The sequence below is a fragment of the Cyclonatronum proteinivorum genome (assembly GCF_003353065.1).
GTDB lineage: Bacteria > Bacteroidota > Rhodothermia > Balneolales > Cyclonatronaceae > Cyclonatronum > Cyclonatronum proteinivorum.
On the sequence record NZ_CP027806.1, the window covers coordinates 2,028,930 to 2,052,820 of the forward strand.

At 55.6% G+C, this 23,891-nt stretch carries 9 protein-coding genes; 6 read left to right on the plus strand and 3 right to left on the minus strand.

Going from position 1 to position 23,891, the window contains the following annotated elements; genetic code table 11:
• The first annotated feature begins 11 nt into the window (after positions 1-11).
• Positions 12-2,039 (plus strand): TonB-dependent receptor, encoded by a 2,028-nt coding sequence (locus tag CYPRO_RS07860; RefSeq protein ID WP_114984090.1) that lies wholly within the window; start codon positions 12-14, stop codon positions 2,037-2,039.
• Between the two features lie 1,415 nt (positions 2,040-3,454).
• Positions 3,455-5,164 carry an SdiA-regulated domain-containing protein gene (locus CYPRO_RS07870; RefSeq protein WP_114984092.1) on the plus strand — a complete coding sequence of 570 codons (1,710 nt, stop codon included), beginning with the start codon at positions 3,455-3,457 and terminating at the stop codon, positions 5,162-5,164.
• Positions 5,165-5,314: 150 nt separating this feature from the next.
• Here CYPRO_RS07870 and CYPRO_RS07875 read toward each other — a convergent pair whose 3' ends face one another.
• Positions 5,315-7,066 carry an ABC transporter ATP-binding protein gene (locus tag CYPRO_RS07875; protein WP_240644863.1) on the minus strand — a complete coding sequence of 584 codons (1,752 nt, stop codon included), beginning with the start codon at positions 7,064-7,066 and terminating at the stop codon, positions 5,315-5,317.
• Positions 7,067-7,223: 157 nt separating this feature from the next.
• Here CYPRO_RS07875 and CYPRO_RS07880 point away from each other — a divergent pair, with 157 nt between their 5' ends.
• Positions 7,224-9,194 (plus strand): glycosyltransferase family 4 protein, encoded by a 1,971-nt coding sequence (locus tag CYPRO_RS07880; protein WP_114984094.1) that lies wholly within the window; start codon positions 7,224-7,226, stop codon positions 9,192-9,194.
• A gap of 1,929 nt (positions 9,195-11,123) precedes the next feature.
• Here CYPRO_RS07880 and CYPRO_RS07885 read toward each other — a convergent pair.
• Entirely contained in the window at positions 11,124-12,206 is a 1,083-nt protein-coding gene (locus tag CYPRO_RS07885) for an LptF/LptG family permease (protein WP_114984095.1), read from the minus strand.
• Positions 12,203-13,969: an LptF/LptG family permease gene (locus tag CYPRO_RS07890; RefSeq protein ID WP_114984096.1), complete on the minus strand. Its 1,767-nt coding sequence runs from the start codon at positions 13,967-13,969 to the stop codon at positions 12,203-12,205. Before CYPRO_RS07890 ends, CYPRO_RS07885 begins: the two co-directional genes overlap by 4 nt.
• Before the next feature lie 385 nt (positions 13,970-14,354).
• Between CYPRO_RS07890 and sov the strand changes: the two genes are divergently transcribed.
• The 3 genes from sov (at position 14,355) to pta (ending at position 23,800) form a co-directional block, all read left to right on the plus strand.
• Complete coding sequence (sov, locus tag CYPRO_RS07895; protein ID WP_114984097.1) at positions 14,355-21,854, plus strand: T9SS outer membrane translocon Sov/SprA; 7,500 nt, start codon at positions 14,355-14,357, stop codon at positions 21,852-21,854.
• Positions 21,855-21,863: 9 nt separating this feature from the next.
• Entirely contained in the window at positions 21,864-22,727 is an 864-nt protein-coding gene (locus CYPRO_RS07900; protein ID WP_114984098.1) for an EamA family transporter, read from the plus strand.
• Positions 22,728-22,801: 74 nt separating this feature from the next.
• Positions 22,802-23,800 (plus strand): phosphate acetyltransferase, encoded by a 999-nt coding sequence (gene pta, locus CYPRO_RS07905; protein WP_114984099.1) that lies wholly within the window; start codon positions 22,802-22,804, stop codon positions 23,798-23,800.
• Positions 23,801-23,891: the final 91 nt, after the last annotated feature.

Below are 23,891 nucleotides of genomic sequence, written 5' to 3' on the forward strand. Positions count from 1 at the left end.
GAAGCCGTTTCATGCTGAGTCCCGCATTTCTCATAGCGTCCCTTCTCTGGCTGTGGCAGGCCGTGCCCGACACCCTGCCTGCGCCGGAACCGCCATCGGTGCCTGACACCCTTCAGACCGAAACCCCGGCTCTGCCGGATACCCTCCAAAACGGCACTTTTGACCCGACCGGACGCGGGCGCTTCTCCGATCCGCAGCCTGAAGTGCCGGAAGAACGCCGGCGTCCGCAGCCGATCGTGATTCCCAAGCAGGTCGGCCTGAATCCCGGATTCACGGAAGTCTTCACCGACAGCCTGCAGCGCTGGGAGCAGTGGTACAACCTGGCCGAACGTCGACAGGCGCAGTCAGGGGCGATCTCCTTCCGGCTGGGCTCACACGGGCGCAACGACGCCATCCTTTTTCGGGGCATTGAACCGCGGCATCAGCAGTTTCTCTTCGAAGGCATCCCGCTCAACAACACCGTAAGCGGAGCCATGAACAGCAATTTTCTGCCGCTCGACCGCATGCGGCTGTACAGCGAACACGAAGGTGGTATCCGCTACACCGGCGAGTTCGCCCTTCGGCGATTCTACCTGAACAAACCGCTGACCTGGATCAATTTTGAAGATACAAGCAGTGATGTGCGCCGGGCGGAAGTCATATTCTCACGCAACGTAAACCGCTCCGGCAATATCGAGCTGGCCTATCGCGGCAACAACGACAACGGAAACTACCGCCGCAGCTCGCTCGACGCCCGACAGGCATCGGTTCGCTACACGCACTATCTCAACGAAGCCTGGTCGGCGCAGGCACAGCTGTTCTACAACAGCTTTCAGATGGATGAGTCAGATGGCTACACCATCCCCGACCTGAACTTCTTCAACTTCGAACCGCTTCTTACACCCGTAACGCGCACCAACGCCCGCTCAAGCACGCGCAAAACCCTGGTCTCGGCCTCGCTGTTTCACCGGCCCGATGAAGCAAGCAAGCAGCAGAGCCGCATTCACCTGTACCACAACCGCGACCGCCGCATTTTTTACGACAACCTCGACCGGCTCTTTTACCGCGCATTCAGTTACGGCGCCTATGCCGATACCCGCATCGATCGCGGTCCGCTCGAGCTGCAGCCGCTTCTGCACCTGCGCGCCACCGTACTCGATGACGACAGCAACACCCTGATCAACCGCTCGGCCTGGACCGATCTCAGTGCCGGGCTCAGGCTGGTATTTGTGCCCGCTGCAGCCGTGCAGCTGGGCGGCTGGTCCGAGCTCAGCTACCGCACCGACGGACAGCTTGGCTACGAAGCCGGCTACCGCTTCGATCTGCGTCCCGCCCCAAACTGGCACTTTTGGCAGTCACTCTCCGTAGGGGAAGTGCTGCCCACGATTCAGCAGCTCTTCTGGATCAGCGAAGATTTTCTGGGGGATGACGCCCTCAGCCGCGAACAAATCATCCGGGCCGAAGCCGGGCTGCAGTGGGGCCGCGGCTGGATTGACGCACTCGGCCTGCGCGCCTACGGCTCACGCATCGCCTCCCCCATCGTGATGAACCCCGAAACCGGCATTTTCCAGAACATCGACGCCTATCAATCGCTCGGGGCGGAAGTCTTTGCCGATTTCGAAACAAGCTACCTCGAAGCGGGCCTCTCCGCCACGGTGCAGCGCTACTTCAGCACATCCGCCCGGGCCGAAAATCAGTTTCTGGATCAGAGCGGGGTCCGCAACACCAACCGGGCGTACTTTTACCTTAAAAACTACTTCCTCAACTTCGCGACCTACGCCAAAATCGGCGGCGTATTCACCTTCTCGCCCAACGCCTTCCACAGTCCCGCCTACTACCCCGAACTCGACTACTGGGATCCCCTTACACCCGATCAGCCGATCCCCGCCTACTACCGCTTCGACCTCGAAGCCTCCGCCCGCGTACGCATGCTCATGGTGCAATTCCGCTACGAAAACCTCCTCGACGGCCTCGGTCAGCTTGGCTACTTCGAAACCGCCCGCTACCCCATGCCCCCGCGCCGTTTCCGCATCGCCATCCGCTGGATCATCAGAAACTAAGCCCGCATCACAGCATACAGCGCAAAAAGGAAACCCGTAACCGGGCACCAAAGGTCGGACACCGAACGCCTCACCCTTAACAATGCGCCATTTTTTTTTGGGGAAAACTCACAGAGCATCAGGGGCCCCGTGAAAGATTGAAAGCCCCCAAATCGAAGATGAATGCGTTGCTTTTTGGGATGGAGACGGCAGACGGCAGACCGCAGACCGAAGACCGTGGACGGTTACTCCAAAAGTAAATAAAGGTGTCATCAGCGGGGCATGGCAACACCACAATCAAAGCCCCGAAAAATAGATCTGCCCCGGCAGGCCATCGAAGCCCCATGTGAGAGATCCCCTTCGGCTGTCTTGCCCCGATATGGATCAACGTTTCGAAGCCTTCCATAACCAGGTCCTTCGACTCCGCTGCGCTCCGCTCAGGATGACAGCGTCGCCTTGCGTCAAACGGCGCGGCAAGCCGCACCGGGGGTCTTGGAAAATGCCCCTGTCATCCTGAGCGTAGCCGAAGCGCAGCGGAGGCGGAGTCGAAGGATCTGGTGATGGGGTTTGGGAGGCTGGTTCGGACGCTCTGTTAATCCGTGCAGTGTATATGTCCCGGAGCCCCCCTCACGGCGTCATCCCGGAAACGCCTGCGCAGGAGCTTGATAAATATGACCTTAGCTCAACGACGTTGTCCGGGATCTACCAGCTTCGGCCTGCGACCATGCCCGTTGCAGGCCTGCAAAATCGAATGCACACATTTCAGAATTGACATCCCAAACCCGCTATTACATCGCGGCGGGTCCCGCTTGGTAGATTCCTGATAAAGCTGCGTGAAGTTTCGTGCAGATTATGTAGCCCCGTACCGCAGCATTTCAGGGATGACGGCCTCGTGGGTTTGGCGTGCGATATTTTCGTGCTACAAAGGTGCCGCTCCGGTAGAGACGCAAAACCTTGTGTCTCAATGATGTTTCGAAATCAAAAACGAAAAACGTGCAATCTCGAACAACAGGGCATGCCAAAGCCGGCATTATAACTGTAATTATTAACACGACGCTTATCAATTCCCCTCTTGCAGAGGGGCGTTTTGCATCGGAGCGTTTCAGGGTTTTGTAACCAAAAAAAATGCAAATATGGCCGCTAAAGTAATTATTAAAAGTGCACTTATTCATTACCTGTTTGCAGCTTGAGTTGGACGTTTGCTTATCGATCCTGTAGTTCCTGTTCGACCTCCATCCTTCGTCATTTATAATTGCAAAAAAACGAGTCATTTCAATTGGCTTGGCTTAACGAACAATGAATGCGCCGGGTCCATTGCAGGTACAAAATCGGCAACCTAAAACGGCATCGTATCCGAGTGCAATCCTGCTTATTTTGATAGCCATATCTCTTCTTTTTCAGCATTCTGATTCTGCTGTTATGAAAATCACCAATCCATGCGCACTTTTCTAAATTTTGTACTGCTCTTGCTGCTAAGCGGCATGGCGCACCTGCCTGCGTCCGCCGATCCCCCGCAGTATAATTCCATCCGGCTCTTGTCTGTGCAGTCACTGCCGGTTATTGATCCGTCCGGACTCGATCTGCATAGTGATCCCAACTACCTGTGGACGGTCAGTGATGAGCCTATGGGGCAGATTCACCGCATCACAACTGGCGGACAAATTGTCGAGAGTCTTCCTTATTTAGGTGAGGATATGGAGGGCATCACCTATGATCCTGAAACGGATACCCTGTGGATTGTGGAAGAGCGTGCGCGGCTAATGAAACAGCTCGACCGGGACGGAAACATTCTGCAAACACGCAGCCTCAATATTGGTCAGCCCAATGAGAATGATGGTCCCGAAGGCATCACCCTGAATCAGCTTAACCGGCACTTTTTTGTGGCCAACGAAAAAAATCCGCGGATTATCTGGGAGCTCAATTCCAATCTCGACATTATCCGAACCACGCACATAAATTTCGAATCTCCTTTTGATATCACCGACATATCCGGCCTGTTCCACGAAGCGGTACGCGGTGAACTCTGGATTCTGAGCGACGAGAGCCGCAAGATTGTGGTCGCCGGAACGGACCTGATCCCCCGCTATCATTTTGACCTCAATATCGTGAAACCCGAAGGCATAGCCGTAGATTTTGAAGGACGTCGCCTGTATGTTGTCTGCGACGCGCAGAACCGGCTTTACACCTACCGGCTCGAAACCTTGCTCACCCCGGACCCGCATCCGCTGGCTACCGGCAGCTACACTTTCGATTTCTGGTCGCCTGATGAGCCCGATTATTCCTACCCGCCGCACATGGTGTTTCTCATGAGCGCTGAAGACGACCCACAGCTCGACGCCGTTTTCAATTCACCCTACGTTGTGCCGCCCGGCGACTATCATCCGGATGACGCCCAAACGCTGGGCTTCCCGTACAACAACACGCGTCGCACCCGCATCAACGGACTCGGCGCACAGGGTATCAGCTTCATCAATACGGCACGCGGGCGGGATGTTGGCGCTGCGGTGCTTGCCCTCGATACCCGCGGGGTTACTGCAGCCCACGTTTCTTGGCTGGGCGCTACCATCCTTGCGAACAACCGCTGCTACGCCATCCGCCTGCAATACCGGCCATCGGTTGAGGATGATTTCGCAGACTTCCTTCACCTCGGTGAAATTGTAGAATATGAGCGACAGCAAAACGGACACGCGCGCCACTTCAGCGAGCTGCCCCTGCCGGAAGAAATGATGGACCGCAGCAATGCCGAGCTCCGCTGGGTTTTCTATTACACCGGTGAGCAAACCGGAGGCGGGGCCCGCGATGAGTTACGCCTCGATAATATCGTGGTCACGCCGGTCACCTTCAGCACCGCCGACCCCGGAAGTGAGCGACCTGTCCGGACCCTGCTGCATCCCAACTATCCCAATCCCTTTAATCCGGAAACAAACATTTCCTTCACTCTGGGGCAGGCTGCAGATATCCGCCTCGAAGTTTACGATGCGCAGGGTCGCCGCATTCGTCTTCTCAGCGCCGGCGTACTGTCCGCCGGAACGCATCGCTACCGGTTTCGCGCAGATGACCTTTCAAGCGGCATTTATTACATCCGCCTCACCGAAACCGGTTCATCACCTGTCATCCACACACAAAGCATGGTTTTGGTGAAATAGTCGGGTTATAGCTTGTGTTCCTTTATCCAAATAAAGCTGGCAGCAAGAATTTGGCGCCTCAAGCTGTTTTGGAATCCCCTTCGCAAAAAAATCCCCGCCAATTAAATACTTCAAACTTACCCCGGCACCTACAATCTCTGAACTCAAAACTCAGACAAGCTTCTCCTGAAACTGAATATCGTGCAGCCTTCGGTACAAACCGTTTTGGGCCATAAGCTGTTCGTGCCGGCCCCGCTCGAGGATGCGGCCTTGTTCCATGACTAAAATGGTGTCGGCGTCGCGGATGGTTGAGAGGCGGTGCGCAATCACAAAAGTTGTGCAGCGCTTCATTAGATGACCCAACGCGAGCTGCACCGCGGCTTCAGATTCTGAATCGAGCGAGGAAGTTGCCTCGTCGAGGAGTAAAATGCGGGGCTGTTTGAGGATGGCGCGCGCGATCGCGATGCGCTGCCGCTGCCCCCCGCTCAGCTTGATGCCCCGCTCACCCACCCTGGCCTCATAGCCGTCCGGGTGCTCTCGGATGAAGCCGTCCGCCTGCGCGAGACGCGCCGCCTCCTCGACTTCTGGGTCCGTCGCCTCCAGCCGCCCGTAGCGGATGTTCTCCCGAATGGTCGTGCCGAAAAGCTGAATATCCTGGGGCACGACCGCGATGAAGCTGCGAAGCTGCTGTTGCGGAATCATCCGGATATCCCGGCCGTCAATAGTGATGCGGCCTCCGGTGACCTCATAAAAGCGCGGAATCAGGCTCAATAGCGTCGTTTTGCCCGCCCCGCTTGGTCCTGCGAGCGCAACGATTTCCCCCGGCTCACAACGGAAGTTCACCGATTCCAGCACGGACTGATCCTCCCCGTACCCGAAGGAAACCTCCTCAAAAGCCACCGCGCCCAGGACCGGGTCCAGTGGCCTGGCCTCGGGATGATCCTCTATTTCGGGCACTTCTTCCAGCAATCCGAAAATCCGCTCCGAGGCGCCGACCGCGCTGCTGAAGACCGCATACACCCGCGCCATCCCGCCGAGGGAGCGCCCGATGTTGAAGGCAAAAAAGATGAAGGCTACCAAATCTCCGGCGGTCAGCCGACCCGCCAATACCTCGGTGCCGCCGTACCAGAAAATCACGATCATGGTGCTGAGGAACATCACCGCAACCACCGACCAGAACAAATTGCTGTACAGCACGCGCTTCCGGGCCGTGCGGAACAGCTCCTCGGCTTTGTCGTTGTAGCGCGCCACTTCGTAGGATTCGCGCGCGAAGGACTTCACCGACTGAATCGCACCGAGCGACTCCTCCGCAATGGCTGTCGTGTCAGCGAGCCGGTCCTGCACTTCTCGGGAGAGCTTCCGGATGAGGCCGCCAAAATAACGAACAGCCAGCGTGATCAGCGGCACGGTCACGAAAATGACCAGACTCAGCCGCCAGTTGAGGTACACCATGAGTCCGACCGAGCCGATCAGGCTGATGGTTTGGGTGAGGCCCTCCGAGAGGGTGCCGGTCACGGCGTCGCGAATCGCGCCCACATCGTTGGTGAGGCGGGAAGTGATTTCCCCCAGCCGCTGATTCGAGAAAAACCGCAGGCTCAGCCGGTTGAGGTGTGCGTACAGTTCGCGACGTAAATCCGTGACGACCCGCTCGCCGATCCAGTCGAGCAAATAGCTGCCCCAGAAGCCGAGGAAAGCCTGCATCACAAAAAGTCCGATCAGTATGAAGGTGACCGTGTTCAAAAGCTCCCGGTTGCCGCCGTCGAATACGGCATCGAGGAGCTCGCGGAGGCCAAGCGGTACGGCGAGCCACACGAGCGTCGCCAAAAGGGAAGCGACAAGGGCAAACAGCAAGCGGCCGAGGTAAGGCCGGGCGTAGGTCAGAATCCGCAGGTACTGCCGGAAAGATGTTTTGTTGAGATGCAAAAGGGCGGGTTTAAAAGTGGGATGCTTTTCGGGCAAGGTAAACATCCCCGAAAGAAAATCAATTCAGGCGCAGCCCGCTTTCTGTGTTTGGCCTGAATGAAAGCCGCCGCCTGCCGGTTTTAATCCCAACGACTTTCAACCGCATGATTTTGTAGCTATGAGAACTGTATTTATTGATACATCCAGCGTGCGCCCGGTCGCTTCCGGCACGGGACGCTACACCCAAAATCTGGCGGAAGGCCTCGCGCAGCGGTACGAGGTCGTTACCTCGCCCGGCAATTGGCACCCTCAAATGCGGCAGATGCCGGAAGGGCCGCGTGACTGGCACCGCGAGCTGAACTTCCGGCTTGCCGCAAATCAGCCCAACATCCATGCAGATGCCGGTATTTTCCCCAACTATTTCATGCCGCCCGGCTGGCCTTATCCGGCGGCGGTCACCATTCACGACCTTTCGTTTCTCACGCATCCGCAGTTTTACAGCCCGCGCATGCGGCATTTTTACCGGCTCCGCATCCGGCATACGCTCAAACACGCACGCGTCATTCTAAGCGTCAGTGAAGCATCGCGCCGGCAGATTCTGGCGCTCACCGGCATTTCACCTGAGCGCGTGCTTGTGCATGCGCCGGCCCTGCCCGTTACCTGCTGCAATCCCGTGCCTGTCCACGAAGAGCCGTATCTCCTTTATATCGGCAACCTCGAGCCCAAGAAAAACATCGAAAACATGCTGCGCGCCTATGCCCTGTTGCGCAAACAGCAAAAGGTGTCGCTTGTGCTCGCGGGACGCTTTCACGGGCAACCTGCCTGGAACCGGAAAATCCGCGACCTTATCCGCGAAATCCCCGGTGTCAGCTATGCCGGTTTTGTGGATGATACCCGCCTGGCTGACCTCCTCGCCTTTGCGTCGGGACTCGTGCTTGTTAGTCATATCGAAGGATTTGGTTTGCCTGTGATGGATGCCCTTGCCAATCAGGTGCCCGTGCTCATTTCCCGTGACCCCGCCCTGCAGGAAACCGCTGCGGGCCATGCCCTCACCACCGATGCGAGCGCTCCGGCGCAGATCGCACGCGGCATGGGCGACCTCCTCGAAATTCCCGCTGCCGAACTTGCCGGAGCCGCGCGACACATGCGCCGCCGCTTCTCTCCCGAAACACGGGATACCGACATGCTGCGCATCACCCGCAGCCTGCGAAGCCCGCGTCCGCTTTTTTTGCACGGTGAGCCGGAGCGTAATCGCGAAACCAGCCCGAACGTGGCCCTCCTCAGTGGTATCGCCTATGCTGATGTTTTTGGTTCGGGCATCACCCCGGCCAAACTGCACCGTTCGCTAAGTGGTGTCCGCCTCAGCAAAACTGCGTTTCAGGAAAAGCTTGATGTGCTCCTCAGCCTACGTCCTGACTTGGTAGTGAAGGAAAATGGGGTTTTGTTTTTGGGGGAACACCGGGGGCGCACCGAAAGCCCGCGATGGGCGCAAAGCTCCGAGGTCGTCCGACGGCGCCATGCGCGACTGCTGGGCGTTCTGATGGCCTCGCCCTGGGTCCGTGGCCTGTACTACAGCGGCGGTACCGCGCACGGCAGCGGACTCGATGCGCAGCCCGATCTCGACCTCCTCGTTATTGCCGCCCCCGGCCGCGCCTGGCTCGCATGGGCATGGGTGCGGCTCGTCAGCCTCCTCGGCGGCCCCAACAGCCGGATCTGCGCCAACTACATTCTCGCGGAAAACGCGCAGGAAGTCCACTGGCAGCGGGATTATTACACCGCCTTCCAGCTTCTTTTCCTGCGGAAAGTCAGCCTGAAACCCGGCTGCACCCACATCCGCCGCCACAACCGCTGGATTACGGATTTCTTCCCCAACAACAGCTATGCCGAAGCACCTGCCACGCCGGAAGTCCCCCGTGGGTTGCTCACCCGCCTCAACCTCGCCCTGCAATTCGTGGCCGGCTGGTTCTGGAACCGCCGCGGCCTCCGCAGCGGCGAAGGCGGCCTGCTGTGGGACGCACACCGCATCAAGCTCCACACCAACGACCACCGCCCAACCGTAAAACAAGCCTTCGCCGAACGCATGCGCAAGTTTGGCGGCCTGCCTACGGGCACCGCGGCAACATCTGTGCGGGCTGCGAAAATGCGGTGAGGGAAATGCCATTAAAGCATTGAAAACATTATTATCACCACGCTTAACCAACTTCCCTCTCGCAGATGGGAATTATGGCTTCGTGGCATTTCAGGGCTACCGAGCCAAACAGCAATGTTAATGCAATCTCGAAGGTATTAATAAAACAGCACTTTTCAATTCTCCTCTCGAGATGGGTGGCCCCAATGATATGTTGTTAGGGCTGATGGTGTTGTTTTTGCCTTTGAACGCTTTCAGCGCCCGGATGGTGGCGGGACGGGGTGTGGGAAAGCCGGTCGAAGGCTACCCTTTTCAGTGCAACCCGATAAATTATTAAAGGAAGAAAAGGGAAGGGAAGCGACTTTGGTGATCGAATCAATGACCGCTTACTGTCAGCATGATTAGAAATATCGTAAACGAAAAAAACTTTGGATGATATGCCGCCCCTTCAGGGCTCCATTATTGATGGGTCGTGATCCCGGGGTTGTCACCCCGGGCTATGGTATGTCGCCCTTTCAGGGCTGGAGCGGCGGGTTGTTGGAATTATTTATTACTCTCGTTACAAGTGTCCGGTATTATTTTCGTGGCGTAAGGTGCTCGATCTCCGGCATCCGGGCGTTCACACCCCGCCCCTTCAAAATCGGAGCCTTTTTAACATTTGATGCTTTTTTCGGGCTCTTGCCGCTGATTTTGTTTTTCCAGGGGGCACCCCTCTCGCAGAGGGGAGTTTGGCTCCGTGGCGTTTCAGGATTACCATACCAAAACAACAATGTAGATACGAGCTCTAAAATATTAATAAGACGGCACTTATTAATTCCCCTCTTGAGAGGGGTGGCCCCAATGAGATGCTGTAAGGGTTGATGATGTTATTGTTGGATTTAAACTCTTTCAACGCCCGGATGGTGGCGGGACGGGGTGTGGGAAAGCCGGTCGAAGGCTACCCTTTTCAGTGCAACCCGATAAACTATGAAAGGAAGAAACGGGGCGGGTGGCGACTTTGATGATCGAATCAATGACCGCTAAATGTCAGCATGATTAGAAAATCGCCAGTGAAAAAAACTTTGGATGATATGCCGCCCCTTCAGGGCTCCATTATTGACGGGTCGTGATCCCGGGGTTGTCACCCCGGGCTGTGGTATGTCGCCCTTTCAGGGCTGGGGCGGGTTGTTGTATATGATTTTTTCTGATCCGTACTTTGTGATGCTTCCCTTGGCGTAAGGAGGAGATATTTGACTTCCGGGCGTTCACACCCCGCCCCGTCAAAATCGGAGCCGTTTTAACATTTGTGACTTTTTCCGGTTCCATGCCGCTGGTCAGGACTTTCCCGGGGGCACCCCTCTCGCAGAGGGGAGTTTGGCTCCGTGGCATTTCAGGATTACCATGCCAAAACAGCAATGCAGATACGAGATCGAAGGTATTAATAAGACGGCACTTATTAATTCCCCTCTTGAGAGGGGTGGCCCCAATGAGATGCTGTAAGGGTTGATGATATTATGATTGCTTTTAAACTCTTTCAACGCCCGGATGGTGGCGGGACGGGGTGTGGAAATGCCTGTCGAAGGCAAGAAGCGAATTACCACCACGCGGTAATTATTTAGAGAGCTTAATGCCAAGTGTGCCCATAATCACCCTCGTGGCCGTCATACCGGAAACGCCCACTCAGATGCGGGGCGGTGGGTGTTGCAGAACCGGCACCACAGCCGTACTATTTCATCACGGCAATTCCCGCTTGGCAGATCCCGTATAATGCTGCGTGAAGTTTCGTGCAGATGATAGGGCCCCGTGCTGCAGCATTTACGGGATGACGGGCTCGGGGGTGAGACAGGACTGAACTGAACTGAACTGAACCGGGTCAGGACGGGGATCGGGCTTGGTAGCTGGTTTTACTACATCCAGTTCATCCTGTAATTCTAAAAATCCTGTTCAAAACAATGCGGGATCTTATGTTGTCTACTTCGGCGTTCGCCAGATGAGGAAGAAGCTGATCAGCAGGAACAGCAGGTGCGGGGCGGCGGCGGCCCAGAGGGGGTCGAGCTGACCGCTTGCACCGAAGGGTTCGATGATTTTCATGATAATCAGATAGAAGAAAATCACGATGAGACCGGTGCCGAGGAGTACGCCGCGTCCGCCTTTGCGCCGGTTGGAGGTCGAAATGCCGAGTCCGACGAGCGTGATCACAATAGTCCCGAAGGGATAAAACAGCTTTCCGAAAAACTGCACTTTGGGAAGGGCAACCCCGCCGACTCCGCTGCGCTCCAGCGAGCGGATGTAGTCGATGATTTCCGGGTAGGTAAGGCGGTAGATGTCGTTTGTGGACCGCGCCATATCCTGCGGCAGCACGGTCAGGGTTGTGTCTGCCTGATGGCTGGACGTACGCACAATGCCTTCATCCGTAAACAAACGCCGCTCGAGCCGGATCAGCCGCCACTCTTCGGTTTCGGGTTGCCATTCCATGCGTGAGGCGTCCACAATTTCGGCAACCCGGTCATTCTCGAACCTGAAAATCCGGACGTGATAGCCCATGGCAGAGCGGCTGTCGAAGTAGTTCACCGTGAGCATGGTGTGTTCGTTTTCCTGCCGGAACAGACGGGAGCGATCAATGCGGTCGGAGCCCCTTGCCAGGTACTGCCGCTCAAACTCGAAGCGCTCGTCGTTTGCGCCGGGAATCACAAAGCCGTCGAGATAGCTGAGTACGCCCGTCACCATGGTCGCAAAGAGCAGAAAAGGCACCATGAAGCGGTAAAAACTCACGCCTGCGCCTTTGATGGCCGTCAGTTCGAGCCGCTCACTCATCTGCCCTGCGACCAGCAGTACGGCCACGAAAACGGCGACCGGGGAAACCAGCCGGATCATCTCCGGTATGTAATTGAGGTAGTAGCGGGACCAGATTTCGCTGAGCTCGGCGCCGCGGTCGGAGAAGGTGTCGCTGTTTTCCGAAAAGTCAATAACGATAAAAATGAACACGAGCACGCCCAGTACCATGAGCGTTGCAAGCAGCAGCCGCATAAAAATGAATCGGTCAATGCGGGTCATGGGGCAGGCTCCTGTTTGCGCGGCTGATCCCCGGGCGCAGGGGTGTCCGAATCTGATCCGGTGTCTGTATTTGTGACTGACGCAATGACGGCTGTTTCCGGCTGTGGCGCCGCTGACCCGAGCTCTGTACCCTTCCAAAGATCTGAAAACCTGAACTCATACATCACCTTGGCCATGAGGTAGATGCCGAGTGCGAGCAGCGTGATGTTGCCAAACCACATCCCCATAAAAGGTGAAATGACCAGCCGGTCGGCCAGCTTTTCCCCCTGTATAATGGTGATCCAGTAATAGGTGAACACCACTGTTGCGATGAGCGCATTGAACCCCAGGTTGCCTTTCCGGGTGAGGATGCCGAGCGGCGCGCCCACAAGCACAAAAATGATACAGCCTACGGGAATCGCTACTTTTTTATGGACTTCCACCATGTATTGGGCAATACGCTCGGTGCGCCAGGCCCTGTTGTTGGCATGAGAACTCAGGCGCGATGCCCCGCCCCGCAGGCTTGCCACGACTGCACTTGCCGCGTCTTTCTGCAGCTCAAGGGTCTGAAGCTGATTTAATATGACAAAGGCCGTTTCTTCAATATTGCTTCGCGCAAGGGTGTCTGCGGGCAGTTCGCCGGAACCGGAATTTTGGGCGAGGCTGTCGGCTGCGTCTGCTGTTGCGAATTCCGCTTCCGCTTCAACATCTGCGTATCGGGCAAAAGTGAAGATGGTTTCCGTGTTTGAGCCGCTGACATCCTGAACCGGTGCCGCGCCCGTTTCCTTTGCGGATGACGGGTAATCTTCATCCCGCTCATTTCGGAGACCGCTTTCTTGGAACGGATTCCAGGCGTCGGGGCGGATGTGCTCGCGGTGCTTCCGCATGAGCCGGGTCGGGCTCTGATCGTTGCGGTACAGCTCGAAGTCGTTTCGGGTGTTGGTGTGCAGGGAGTCGATAATTCCGAGCATCATTTGGGAGCTCATGGTGCGGTCATCACGCCGGCGGGAATTGGGATCGCTTCGGCTGAAGGTGAGGTCGCCCATGTCGAAGTTGACGCGGTAGGTGCTGAAAAAGGTGCGCTCGTGCCGCCGCTTGCCGTCTGCACCGGAGGAAAGGTCCCGGCTGATGGAGCCGTCGAACAGGAAAAGGCTGAGAAAGTCGGTATCGGGCACGGATTTCAGAAAACCGGAATGTGCACGAATGACTGCTGCGTCAACCTGATCGTTGCCGTTGCGGAACAGTATGACGTCAAATAAACTGTCTGTACCGGCAGGGATGCGTCGTACCAGAAAGTTGTAGCCGTCAATGCCGTCATAAAACACGTTTTCCTGCAGGTCAAATCCGGGCCGCTGTGTACGGATATCAAGGAAAAGCGAGCGGGCTTTGAAGTTAGCGTCCGGCAGGATTTCGTTGGAGAAATACACCAGAAAAACGGCTAAGAAAGTCCCTGCCATCAAAATGGGATAGATGATGCTGAGCGGATTGATGCCCGCTGCCCGTGCCGCCGTGAACTCGTTGAGCTCAGAAAATTTCCCGAAAGCCATCAGGCAGGCAACGAGCACCGACATGGGCATGGCAAGCACAACCATGAAGGCGAGGTTGGTGGCAATCAGCTCAAGGATGATTGAAATCGGGAGTCCGCGTCCTATCAGCCGGTCGATGTGGAGCACAAGGAACTGCATGAGCAGCAGGAACATGACGATAAGGAAGCAAAACAAAAAAGGCCCGATATGCCTTTTAAGGATTTCTCTCTGTAGTTTTCTGATTCCGTTAGCTGACATGTAAAAAAGAGGCGCAGGGGAGGTGAAGCGACGAATTAAAACGTGATGAAGCGGTTATAAACTTCCTGCCTAAAATAGGGCGAATTGAACTTCAACCGAAAAAAACATAACAGCTGTGTTTTTCGCTTATTGCTTGCTTATATTTGCTGAGGATTAACACACACCAGAAAATCAGTCTCAGTCTATTCGATATATTGTTACGCGTTTGCCGGAACAACCGGCTTTTCTCAAGGTTTATGGATCCGCACAGTGCTTGTCGTTTTATATTTCAGGGGCGATACGTCGCCTTTTTTAGTTTAAGGCGCTGTGCACATGAACCGGCTGCATTTACACCTTCCAAATAACAATACCTTTTTGCGTGCAGATTGCTGAGCACAGATTTTTAATGCTTGTCCTGGGATTGTGGGCCATCCTGTTCGCCGGGATTTTTCCGGTTGAAGCTGTGGGTCAGACTTCAGGTGCAGCGCATGTATTTTTCCAGACGCAGTCCGAGCCTGATCTCTACCCCGAACGGCATTTGGTAGCGTTTAGCGGGAAACGACAGCTGACGACCGCCACCGCGGATACGCTTGAAGCCCCGGCAGCAGATTTTTCCACCGCGGACGCCGACACTACGCTTCTGCCCATCTCACCACCGGCTGCCCGCGACTCCGCCAACGTTTTTCCGCACCCCCGCACTTCGATTGCGTCCGATGCCTTTCCGCGACAGCTCCCGCGCTTGCTTCAGATTCGCAACACGGAAGACCGCACGCAGTTTGAGCGCGACAGCCTGTCAGGCGATATCCATGTGCGGCGAACCATCGGCAACCTGAGCATTCCCTTTGATAACCGCTACACCTTTGAGCAGTTCGCTGCAGAGCACAAAGCCCATCACAGAAAAACACAGTTCCGGGAGCTGATACGCGAAGACCGGATTCGTCGGGAGCGCAGGCGCGGGGTGCTTGATTTCCGGATTACTGTGCCGGGCGGACAAAGCTCGGCCTTTACCACCATTTTTGGTCGCCCGGAGGTGAACCTGCGGGTAACCGGTTCAGCCAATATGAACATCGGGGTGTCCATTTCGGACTCGGAAGATCCGGCACTTCCCGCTGATCAGCAGCGCAGGGTTGATCCCAAATTTGACCAGAACCTGAAGCTGAATATTGCCGGTACCATAGGCGACAAGCTTACCATTTCAACCGACTGGGATACGGAGCGGCAGTTTGAGTTCGAAAACCGGCTCAACATTTTATATACCGGGTATGAGGATGAAATCATCCAGAGCATTGAGCTCGGTAACGTGACCATGGAAACCGGCAACCGGCTGATCCGGGGCGGTGGATCGCTTTTCGGCATTAAGGCCAAAGCCAAATTTGGCGCGCTCGATATCACGACGGTAATCTCGCAGCAGGAAAGTGATTCGCAAACTGAAACCATCAGCGGAGGCTCGCAGGAATCGGTCATTAATATCGCGCCCAATGCCTATGAAAACGACCGGCACTTTTTCCTGGATTTTTTCTCGCGTCAGGAGTTTGAAGGGATTATGGCGGATGTGCTCAATCCGCGCCGGCTTTTTGATATTGTGAATATTGAAGTGTATGCACTTGATATTTCATCGAGCGATGTGGAAGGCCGCGTGCCGGCAATTGCGTTGCTTGATCTGGGTACGGTGGAAAGCGGAAACGGCTTTTTGCCGCCCAATGAAAATTTAGACCGCTTTCCTGCGGGGCAGCTTGAGCCGTTTCGCGACCCCACGGTAGGCGTGTCGGCAGAAGATCTCGGGGTAGCTTCGGATGAATTTGAAGAAGGTATTTTTATCCCGCTGGTTGAAAATGTGGACTTCGAGGTCAATCAGACCCTTGGCTACATTTCTTTACTCCGTACCCGCCTTGACAACCGTCAGGCCCTTGCCGTTGCCTTTTCGTACCGCGATCCCAGTGGCGAAATTGTCTATGTAGGTGATCCGAGCACGGGTTCGAGTCAGCGGCTCTTTCTGAAATTGCTTCGCCCTTCAAGTCAGAGCTCCAACAGCCGGGCATGGCCGCTTACCATGCGGAATATTTATTCGCTGAACACGAGCAATCTCACCCGCGATAATCTCGAGCTTGATATTTTCTACACCGGCGGCACGACCGATCAGGTCAACATTCCGGGCCTGAACACGGTGCTTCTGCAGGATTTGGGTCTTGACCGCGTGGACGCGCAGGGGAATCCGACGCCTGACAACCAAATTGACTTTAACACCCTTACGCTTGATCCCCGGGCCGGGCGCATTATTTTCCCCTATCTCGAACCGTTCGGGCAGCGGATTGTGGACATCATCAATGCTTCCAACCTTCCGCCGGAAGAAAAGGAGCAGGCCATACAGCGCTTTGCTTTTACGGAGCTGTACACGACACGACCCAGCAATGCGGGGCAAAACTCACGCAATGCGATATACCGGATCAACGGACTTGCAAGGGGTGGTGTCTCAGACAGCTTCATGTTGGGCTTCGGACTGATTCCCGGCTCCGTTCGTGTGCGTGCTAACGGCATTGAGCTTACGGAGGGGGTTGATTATGAGGTGGATTACATCCTCGGGAATATCGTCATCACCAACCGCGCCTATCTTTCGGCCGGGCAGAACATTGAGGTGGAGTACGAGAGCAATCAGCTCCTGCAGATTCAGCAAACAACGTTTACAGGGGTGCGGGCGCAGTATAATTTTACCGACAACATCCGCCTCGGGGGGACTTTCTTCCGACTCAACGAGCGCCCGATTCAGGATAAAATACCGGTCGGGGATGAGCCCATCAACAACACCATTATCGGGTTTGACGCAAGTGCCCGCTTTGATGCGCCCTGGCTCACCCGTGCTCTCAATGCCATGCCCTTGCTGCAGACCCGGGCACCCTCAACCATTGATATCAGCGGCGAATGGGCACAGCTTCGTCCCGGGGTTGCGCAAACGAGTGCCGTGCAGCGGGCCATCAACCGCGGTGAGCTTTTCCCGGATGAAGAAAACGGTCTTGCCTTTATTGACGACTTCGAGGGCTCCCGCTCCACCATCAGCTTTTTGAATCCCGGTCGCTGGTTCCTTGCAGCCTCCCCCTACGCCCTGCCCGCACTTGATCCGGACATGGGCAATGCCTCGCAGGCAACTTCGGTGCGGGCCATCCGCTCAGATTACCGCTCGCAGTTCTCGTGGTACATGATCCCTTCCACCATCTCCAGGGGCGGCTTGTCATTCCCGGAATCTGCGGAGGTTCTCGTGGAAGACGTATTCCCAAACCGGCAAATCAGCACACAGGATCAGCGCACCATCCAAACGCTGGATATATTCTATAACCCGCGCGAACGCGGTCCCTACAACTACAACATGGATCTGCGCGATTTGCTCGAGAACCGCCCGGACGAAACCTGGGGTGGATTTACCGCCGTGCTTCCGGGAGGGCTCGGCGACTTCACCCAGCAGAACATCGAATATCTTGAGTTTTGGGTACAGCCGGTTCTGCCAGAGGGAAGGTCACCCTCTTCCTTTAATCCTGCCGATTACGACGGTACCATCTTTTTTGATATCGGGACTGTGAGTGAAGATGTTATACCCAACAACACCCTCAATACCGAAGATGGCTTGTACGAGCGGGAAAACAACCTGCGGGTCGATTCTGAAGGCCGTTCCTATGTGCTGAATTCTCCTGTGGAGTTTAACGGGCAGTTCTCGGTTGCCAACATCAACCGGGAAGATGTAGGGCTTGACGGTATTCCGAGTGCGGGCAATGACGGACTGAATGAGCAGACGCTTTTTGCAGACTTTATTGCCGCCATGCAGCAGGCCTACAGCAACGATCAGGACCGCTTGCAGGCCATTCTGAATGATCCGAGTAATGATGAATATGTGTATTACGACAACGCGGATGTGCGCGGTTTGCCCCTGCATAAGCGATTCTACCGCATGTACGGCTATCTCGAGGGCAACTCCATCAGCGAGGGCTCGCAGCGCGCCGTAACCAACCGCCCGGATTCAGAAGGTCTGATTAACCCTGCCGTGGTCAACACCGAAAATTCGTTCTATCAATTTGAGTTCCGCATGAATCCGGCGGATACGACTTCGCTGGCTGTCGGGCAGAACTATGTGGTTGATCGTCAGGACGCTCCCGGCACCGTCGCTCCCTGGTATCAGGTACGTATTCCGCTACGTGACTTTGTGCGGGAGGTGGGCAATATTCAGGATTTGCAGCGGGTGACGCATATCCGCATGTGGATGAGCGGCTATCGGGAGCCCCTCACCCTGCGCTTCGCAACCTTCGAGTTTGTGGGTAACCTTTGGCGGAAAGCCAACATCGGTAATGTAGAAGATGAGACGACCATCTTTGATATATCGACCATCAATTTTGAGGAAAACGCCTCCCGTACGCCGGTGCCCTACCGGATTCCGCCGGGGGCCATTCGCTCTACCATTCGCGGGCAGCAGGAAACCATTGTAGATAATGAGCAGTCGCTGGTACTCGAAGTTCAAAACCTGAAATCGCAGGACATCCGGATGATCAGCCGCGTTTATCCGGGGAACCTGAGCCTGGTTAATTACTCGAACATGCGGATGTTTGTGCACGGGGAAGGCTTCGAAAACCGCGAAGATGTGGAGCTTGTGCTCCGCCTCGGCAGCAACCTCGAAAACAACTACTACGAGTATCGTCAGCCGGTGACGCCCACCGATACAACCATCGCGTTCAATCCGGTAGGTGCCGGTTCCGGGCGTGATGCGGCCTTGCTTGAAGATGCCCTGCGCGTGTGGATACCCGAAGAAAACAGCATGAATATCGTGCTGGGTACTTTCAATGAGCTCAAACAGCTGCGGAATATTGACGGTATTGATCCCGAGACCAAATACGAGCGGAGCGACATTTTGCGGGATGCTGTACCCGGCGCAACCCTGGCCATTGTCGGGAATCCGTCGCTTGACCGGATTACGGAGATTGGTATCGGCATTCGCAACCCGCACGAAAGCGGTATTGATGCGGAAGGGCGTCCGCGGGTGAGGGGGGACGCAAACGTAGGTTCGGTGCAGCAGAGCAATCGCAGAAATGGCGCAGGAGTACCCAACCTGAATGCACAGCTATGGGTAAACGAGCTGCGGGTATCCGGCTTTGACAATCAGCGGGCCTGGGCGGGCAACCTTTCTGCGCGCATTCAAATGGCCGATTTTGCGACCTTTAATGCGACCATGAGCCACCGGCAGGATGGGTTCGGGGCGATTGACTCGCGCATGATTGACCGCAGCAAAAGCGATGAAACAAGCTACAACCTCAGCACGACCCTTAACCTGCACCGTTTCATTCCGGAGGCCTACGGGTGGAACATTCCCGTAAACCTGAGTACCCGCAATTCGGTTTCAACCCCCCGCTTCCTGCCGAGAGAAGGGGATATCCGTTTTTCAGATTTCAGACGTGCCATCGAAAACGATGTGCCGGACCCCGACGAGCGCGACCGCATTATCAGTGACCGCCTGGCCGAAATTCAGACCCGGAGTGAGAGTTACTCGATTAACGTGACCGGCCTCACCAAGAACAACTCCCGCAGTTTCTTGCTTCGCAATCTGGTTGATCCCATCACCCTCAGCTACAACTACACAACATCGGAAGCGAGCAACCCCAACAATGCTTTCGACAACCGCTGGAACTACAACACAAGCCTGAACTACAACCTGCGGTTTGCGTCGGTAGAAACCCTGCGACCGCTTTGGTTTCTGGAAGATGTGCCCGTGGCCAATCTCATCTCGGGATTCCGCCTTGCCTATCTGCCGCGCAGCATAACGACTTCGCACACAATCGACCGCCGTTACTCCGAGCTTCAGCGCCGCTCTTTTGATGATCAGGATCCTTTCGCGCTTCAGCAGCAACATCAGTTCACTTACGTGAACACCTTCGCTATTGACTACGACATCACCCCGCCCATCAGCCTGCGAATGAACACCCGAACCGAGTACAACTTCGATGACATCTCGCGGGTGTTTTCGGAGCAGGATTCGCTGATATACAACATCAGGCCAACTTTTGATGTGCTCAGCGACGCCTTGTTCGATTCGGATGTGGATGTGCGCCGGGAATCCTACACGGAAAACTACAACGCAAGCTGGCGGCCCCGTTTTAATCAGATTCGCCCGCTAAGCTGGATGACCTATCAGAGCACCTATCAGGGCGGATTTCAGTGGCGTAATTCCCCGCAGGGTTCAGGCCTGGGCTCTACGGTCGGAAACACCTTCACCCTCGATCAGACCCTCGGCATACGGTTGCAGGAGTTGCTGCGCCGCATTCCTTTTTATGATGCGGCGGTTTCGGCCAACGAAGCTGAGTTCAGGCGCAGGGAAACCGAGGCGCGGCAGCGCAGGGACCGCAGGCAGCAGGAACGTGACCTGCGCAGGCATGAGCGCGCGGTGGAACAGGCCCTCGAAAGGGGAGAAGAACCGCCGGAAATGCCTGCTAATCTCAGGCGCATTGCCAACCGTCAGCAACAGGCACAAGAGCCCGAAGGCCGCGATTTTTCAGAGAACCTGACCTACCGGCTGCGTCAGATTTTGCTCTCAACTGTGAGTATGCAAAACCTCGACATTACCTACCGCACGACCCGAACTTCGAGTTATTCGGGCTATGCCGGCGGTCCGTCTTTGCTCGGCGCTTTCCGCGACCGAGAAGAAGATGATTTTGCGCCCGGCTTCGGCTATCGTCTCGGACTCTCCAATCAGATTCCGCTGGCTGAGCTGGTGCGTCCCGAGGATGAAACGCAGGTGTTCAGCCTTTCAAGCACGCTCAATGAAAACAATGATATGCGGGTTCGAACCCGCGTGACGCCATTCCGTGATTTCAATATTGATCTGGACTGGAATATCACCTGGCGGGAGAATCAGAGTAACTCTCTCACCGTAGCTATTGATTCTGTGTCAACACAGTTTAACCTTAGCGGTGAGGTGGAAACTTCCGTGTGGACCTTCGGGGGCGGTTACGGCTCATTGTTCCGCAGGCAGCTTCAAATAGGACTTGATAACCTTCCGGAGACCGGCAACATTATTATGAGTCCGGAAGACGGCGGAGGGACGCTCCTAAGTCCCAATACGCTGGGGCAGGATTTCAGGGCCGCCTACCTTGCCGGTCTCGGCGGTACGGTTGATTCCCGCAACTACATGCCTTTTCCCATGCCAACCTGGCGCGTGAACTGGGGCGGATGGGAGCGCCGGATCGGCTTCCTGCGGAATTACATCAACCGTATGACGCTCACGCACAACTATTCATCGACTTACCGGCTTCAGTGGCGCTTCCTGCCTGATGAAGGGGCCGCGGTCAACCGTCCGGTCGGGGATTTTCAGGCCGCAGATTTCCGGGCCGAGTTTGAGCCCAATTCCATCACCCTCACCCGCGCCTTTCAGCCGCTGATTGGGGTCAATATGACCTTCACAAACGGAATCCGCAGTACAATCAACTATAACCGCTCCCGCAACACAAGCCTGAGCCTTTCCAACTACAATGTGGTGGAACAGGAATCGCAGGGTCTTGCGGTCTCTATGGGCTACAGCGCACGCGGCTTCCGGCTGCCCTTCATGCGCCGTTTTCAGAACACGCTTGATCTCAATCTGAACGTCTCCTACAATGAAGATCTCCGCAAAACCTATGCGCTCAACAGCGATCTCGGGGATGTGTTCCGGGGACCTGCCGGAGAGATTGTGCGGGATGTAAACTTCTACGAGCCTGCCGAGCCAACCGAGCGGGGCGATGCGCGGCTTTCAATCACTCCGAGCATTGGGTACACCTTCTCGCAGACTATACGTGCCAATTTCGAGTACCGCTACAATCAGCTCATTCCGCGTTCGAGCGGCGTATTCCCGAGAACCGATCAGGACATCATGTTCAACATCGTGGTCACCATTCGTTCCTAAACAGCCGCTATGGGTATTGTGCTGATTTTGCTGAGCGTTGGCTGTTCTGTGCTGCTGGCTAACCTGCTGAAGCTGGGCGAGCTGCGCCGGTACTCCATTCTGAACGTACTTACGGTGAATTATGCGGTTGCTTTTTCGAGTGCGCTGGTGCTGAATGTGCGGAATGAGGTGTCGCTATGGCCGGACTTTCCGCTTTGGTTCTGGTTTTTCTGCGCCTTTATCGGCTTCATTTTTATTGCCAATTTTTTTCTGTTCAGCCGCTCGGTTCATCAGAACGGCCTTGGGGTAAGCATTGCGGCCATGCGGATGTCGCTGCTGCTGCCCCTGCTGCTTGCCGTTGTGCTGTACGGGGAGGCGCTGACGCTGAGCCGGGTAACCGGCATTCTGCTTGTTTTTGGTGCCTTGTATCTGCTGATTTCCGGCAGGGTGAAGCTGCGTTTAACACAGGTTAGCAGCGCGGGTTTACTGCTGCTGATCTTTATCTTTTCCGGCACGGCGGATGCGTCTCTCAAAATTTTTGAAGAAGAGATGAGTGCGGTTGCGAGTGAGGCCCATCTGATGAGCGCTATTTTTTTCTTTTCCCTACTTATCGGTATTGCGACATCGTTGCGGCAGGGACAGCTGCAACAGCTGAGCCGCTCAGAGGTCATGCTTGGAGCAGGGGTGGGGATTCCCAACCTGTTTTCATCGGTCTTTCTGATACAGGCCTTTGCCTGGTACGATGCAAGTGTGGTCTATGCGGTCGTCAATATGCTTGTTGTGGCAGGCGGCGCACTCACCGGATATCTTTTCTGGAAGGATGATATTACGCGCAAAGAACTCGCGGGCATTGCCCTTGCACTTGCCGCTATTTTGCTGCTGGTTGTGTTTTAGACAGCTTCGAAACAAAAAACCAGTGGTGAATAATTTTTTTAACCTTAGACGAATCTACTAAACCTTAGCACAACATGACTGAATTACAGCAAAAACCCATTCAGGAACTTCTTGATAAATCTGCACAGCTTCAAAAGCGCATTGGTTTGCCGGAAGCAAGCGATCCTCGTGTGCTTACAGCCGCAGCGGAGCTGTCAGATAAAAACATCTGCAAGCCGGTGCTGATAGGGGATGAGGGCGAAATCAGGAAGGCAGCTTCTGCGGCCGGAATCAGCCTGCCCGCGGCGGTTGAGATCGCGCAGCCTGAAGGCAGTGAGCACCTGTCTGTTTTTGCGGATCAGCTTTTTGAGCGCCGGCGCCACAAAGGTATGACGGAGGCAGTTGCGGCCGATACCGTACGGCAGCCGCTTTGGTTTGCGAATTTCATGCTGGATGCCGGGCTGACCGACGGCACGCTTGCCGGCTCCGTTCATACGACCGGAGATGTCATCCGCTCAGCCCTGCAAACGGTCGGGGTCCGTGAAAAAGGCGGCATGCTTTCGAGCTGTTTCCTGATGATTCTTCAGGACGGAAGACAGCTGACCTACGCCGACTGCGGTGTCATTCCTTATCCTGATTCGCCTACACTTGCGGGCATTGCGGCGGACGCTGCTGCTTCACATCTGAAGCTAAGCGGTGAGGCGGCTAAAGTTGCCATGCTTTCTTTTTCGACCAAAGGCAGTGCAAAGCATGAGCGGGTAGCGCTCGTAACCGAAGCCCTGCAAATGGTGCGCGAAAAACATCCTGAACTGCTGATTGATGGTGAACTGCAGTTTGATGCCGCTTACGTTGCGGAAATCGGGCTTCGCAAAGCGCCCGATTCTCCGCTGAAAGGCGCGGCCAACGTCTTCATTTTCCCGAACCTTGATGCGGGCAACATTGCCTACAAAATCACAGAAAGGATCGGATGCGCCGTTGCGCTCGGCCCCATCCTGCAGGGACTCTCCAAACCGGTGAACGACCTGTCGAGAGGTTGCTCCGCTTCTGATATCGTGCTGATGTCGGCCATTACGAGCCTGCTCTCTGAGGTCTAAAAACACGGCAAGCCAAGGCCGCGAAATGGGACTGCGGATGGGGCGGGATTTGAGCGGATTGGCTTTCGCCGCTTCTTTGTTTTTGAACAGG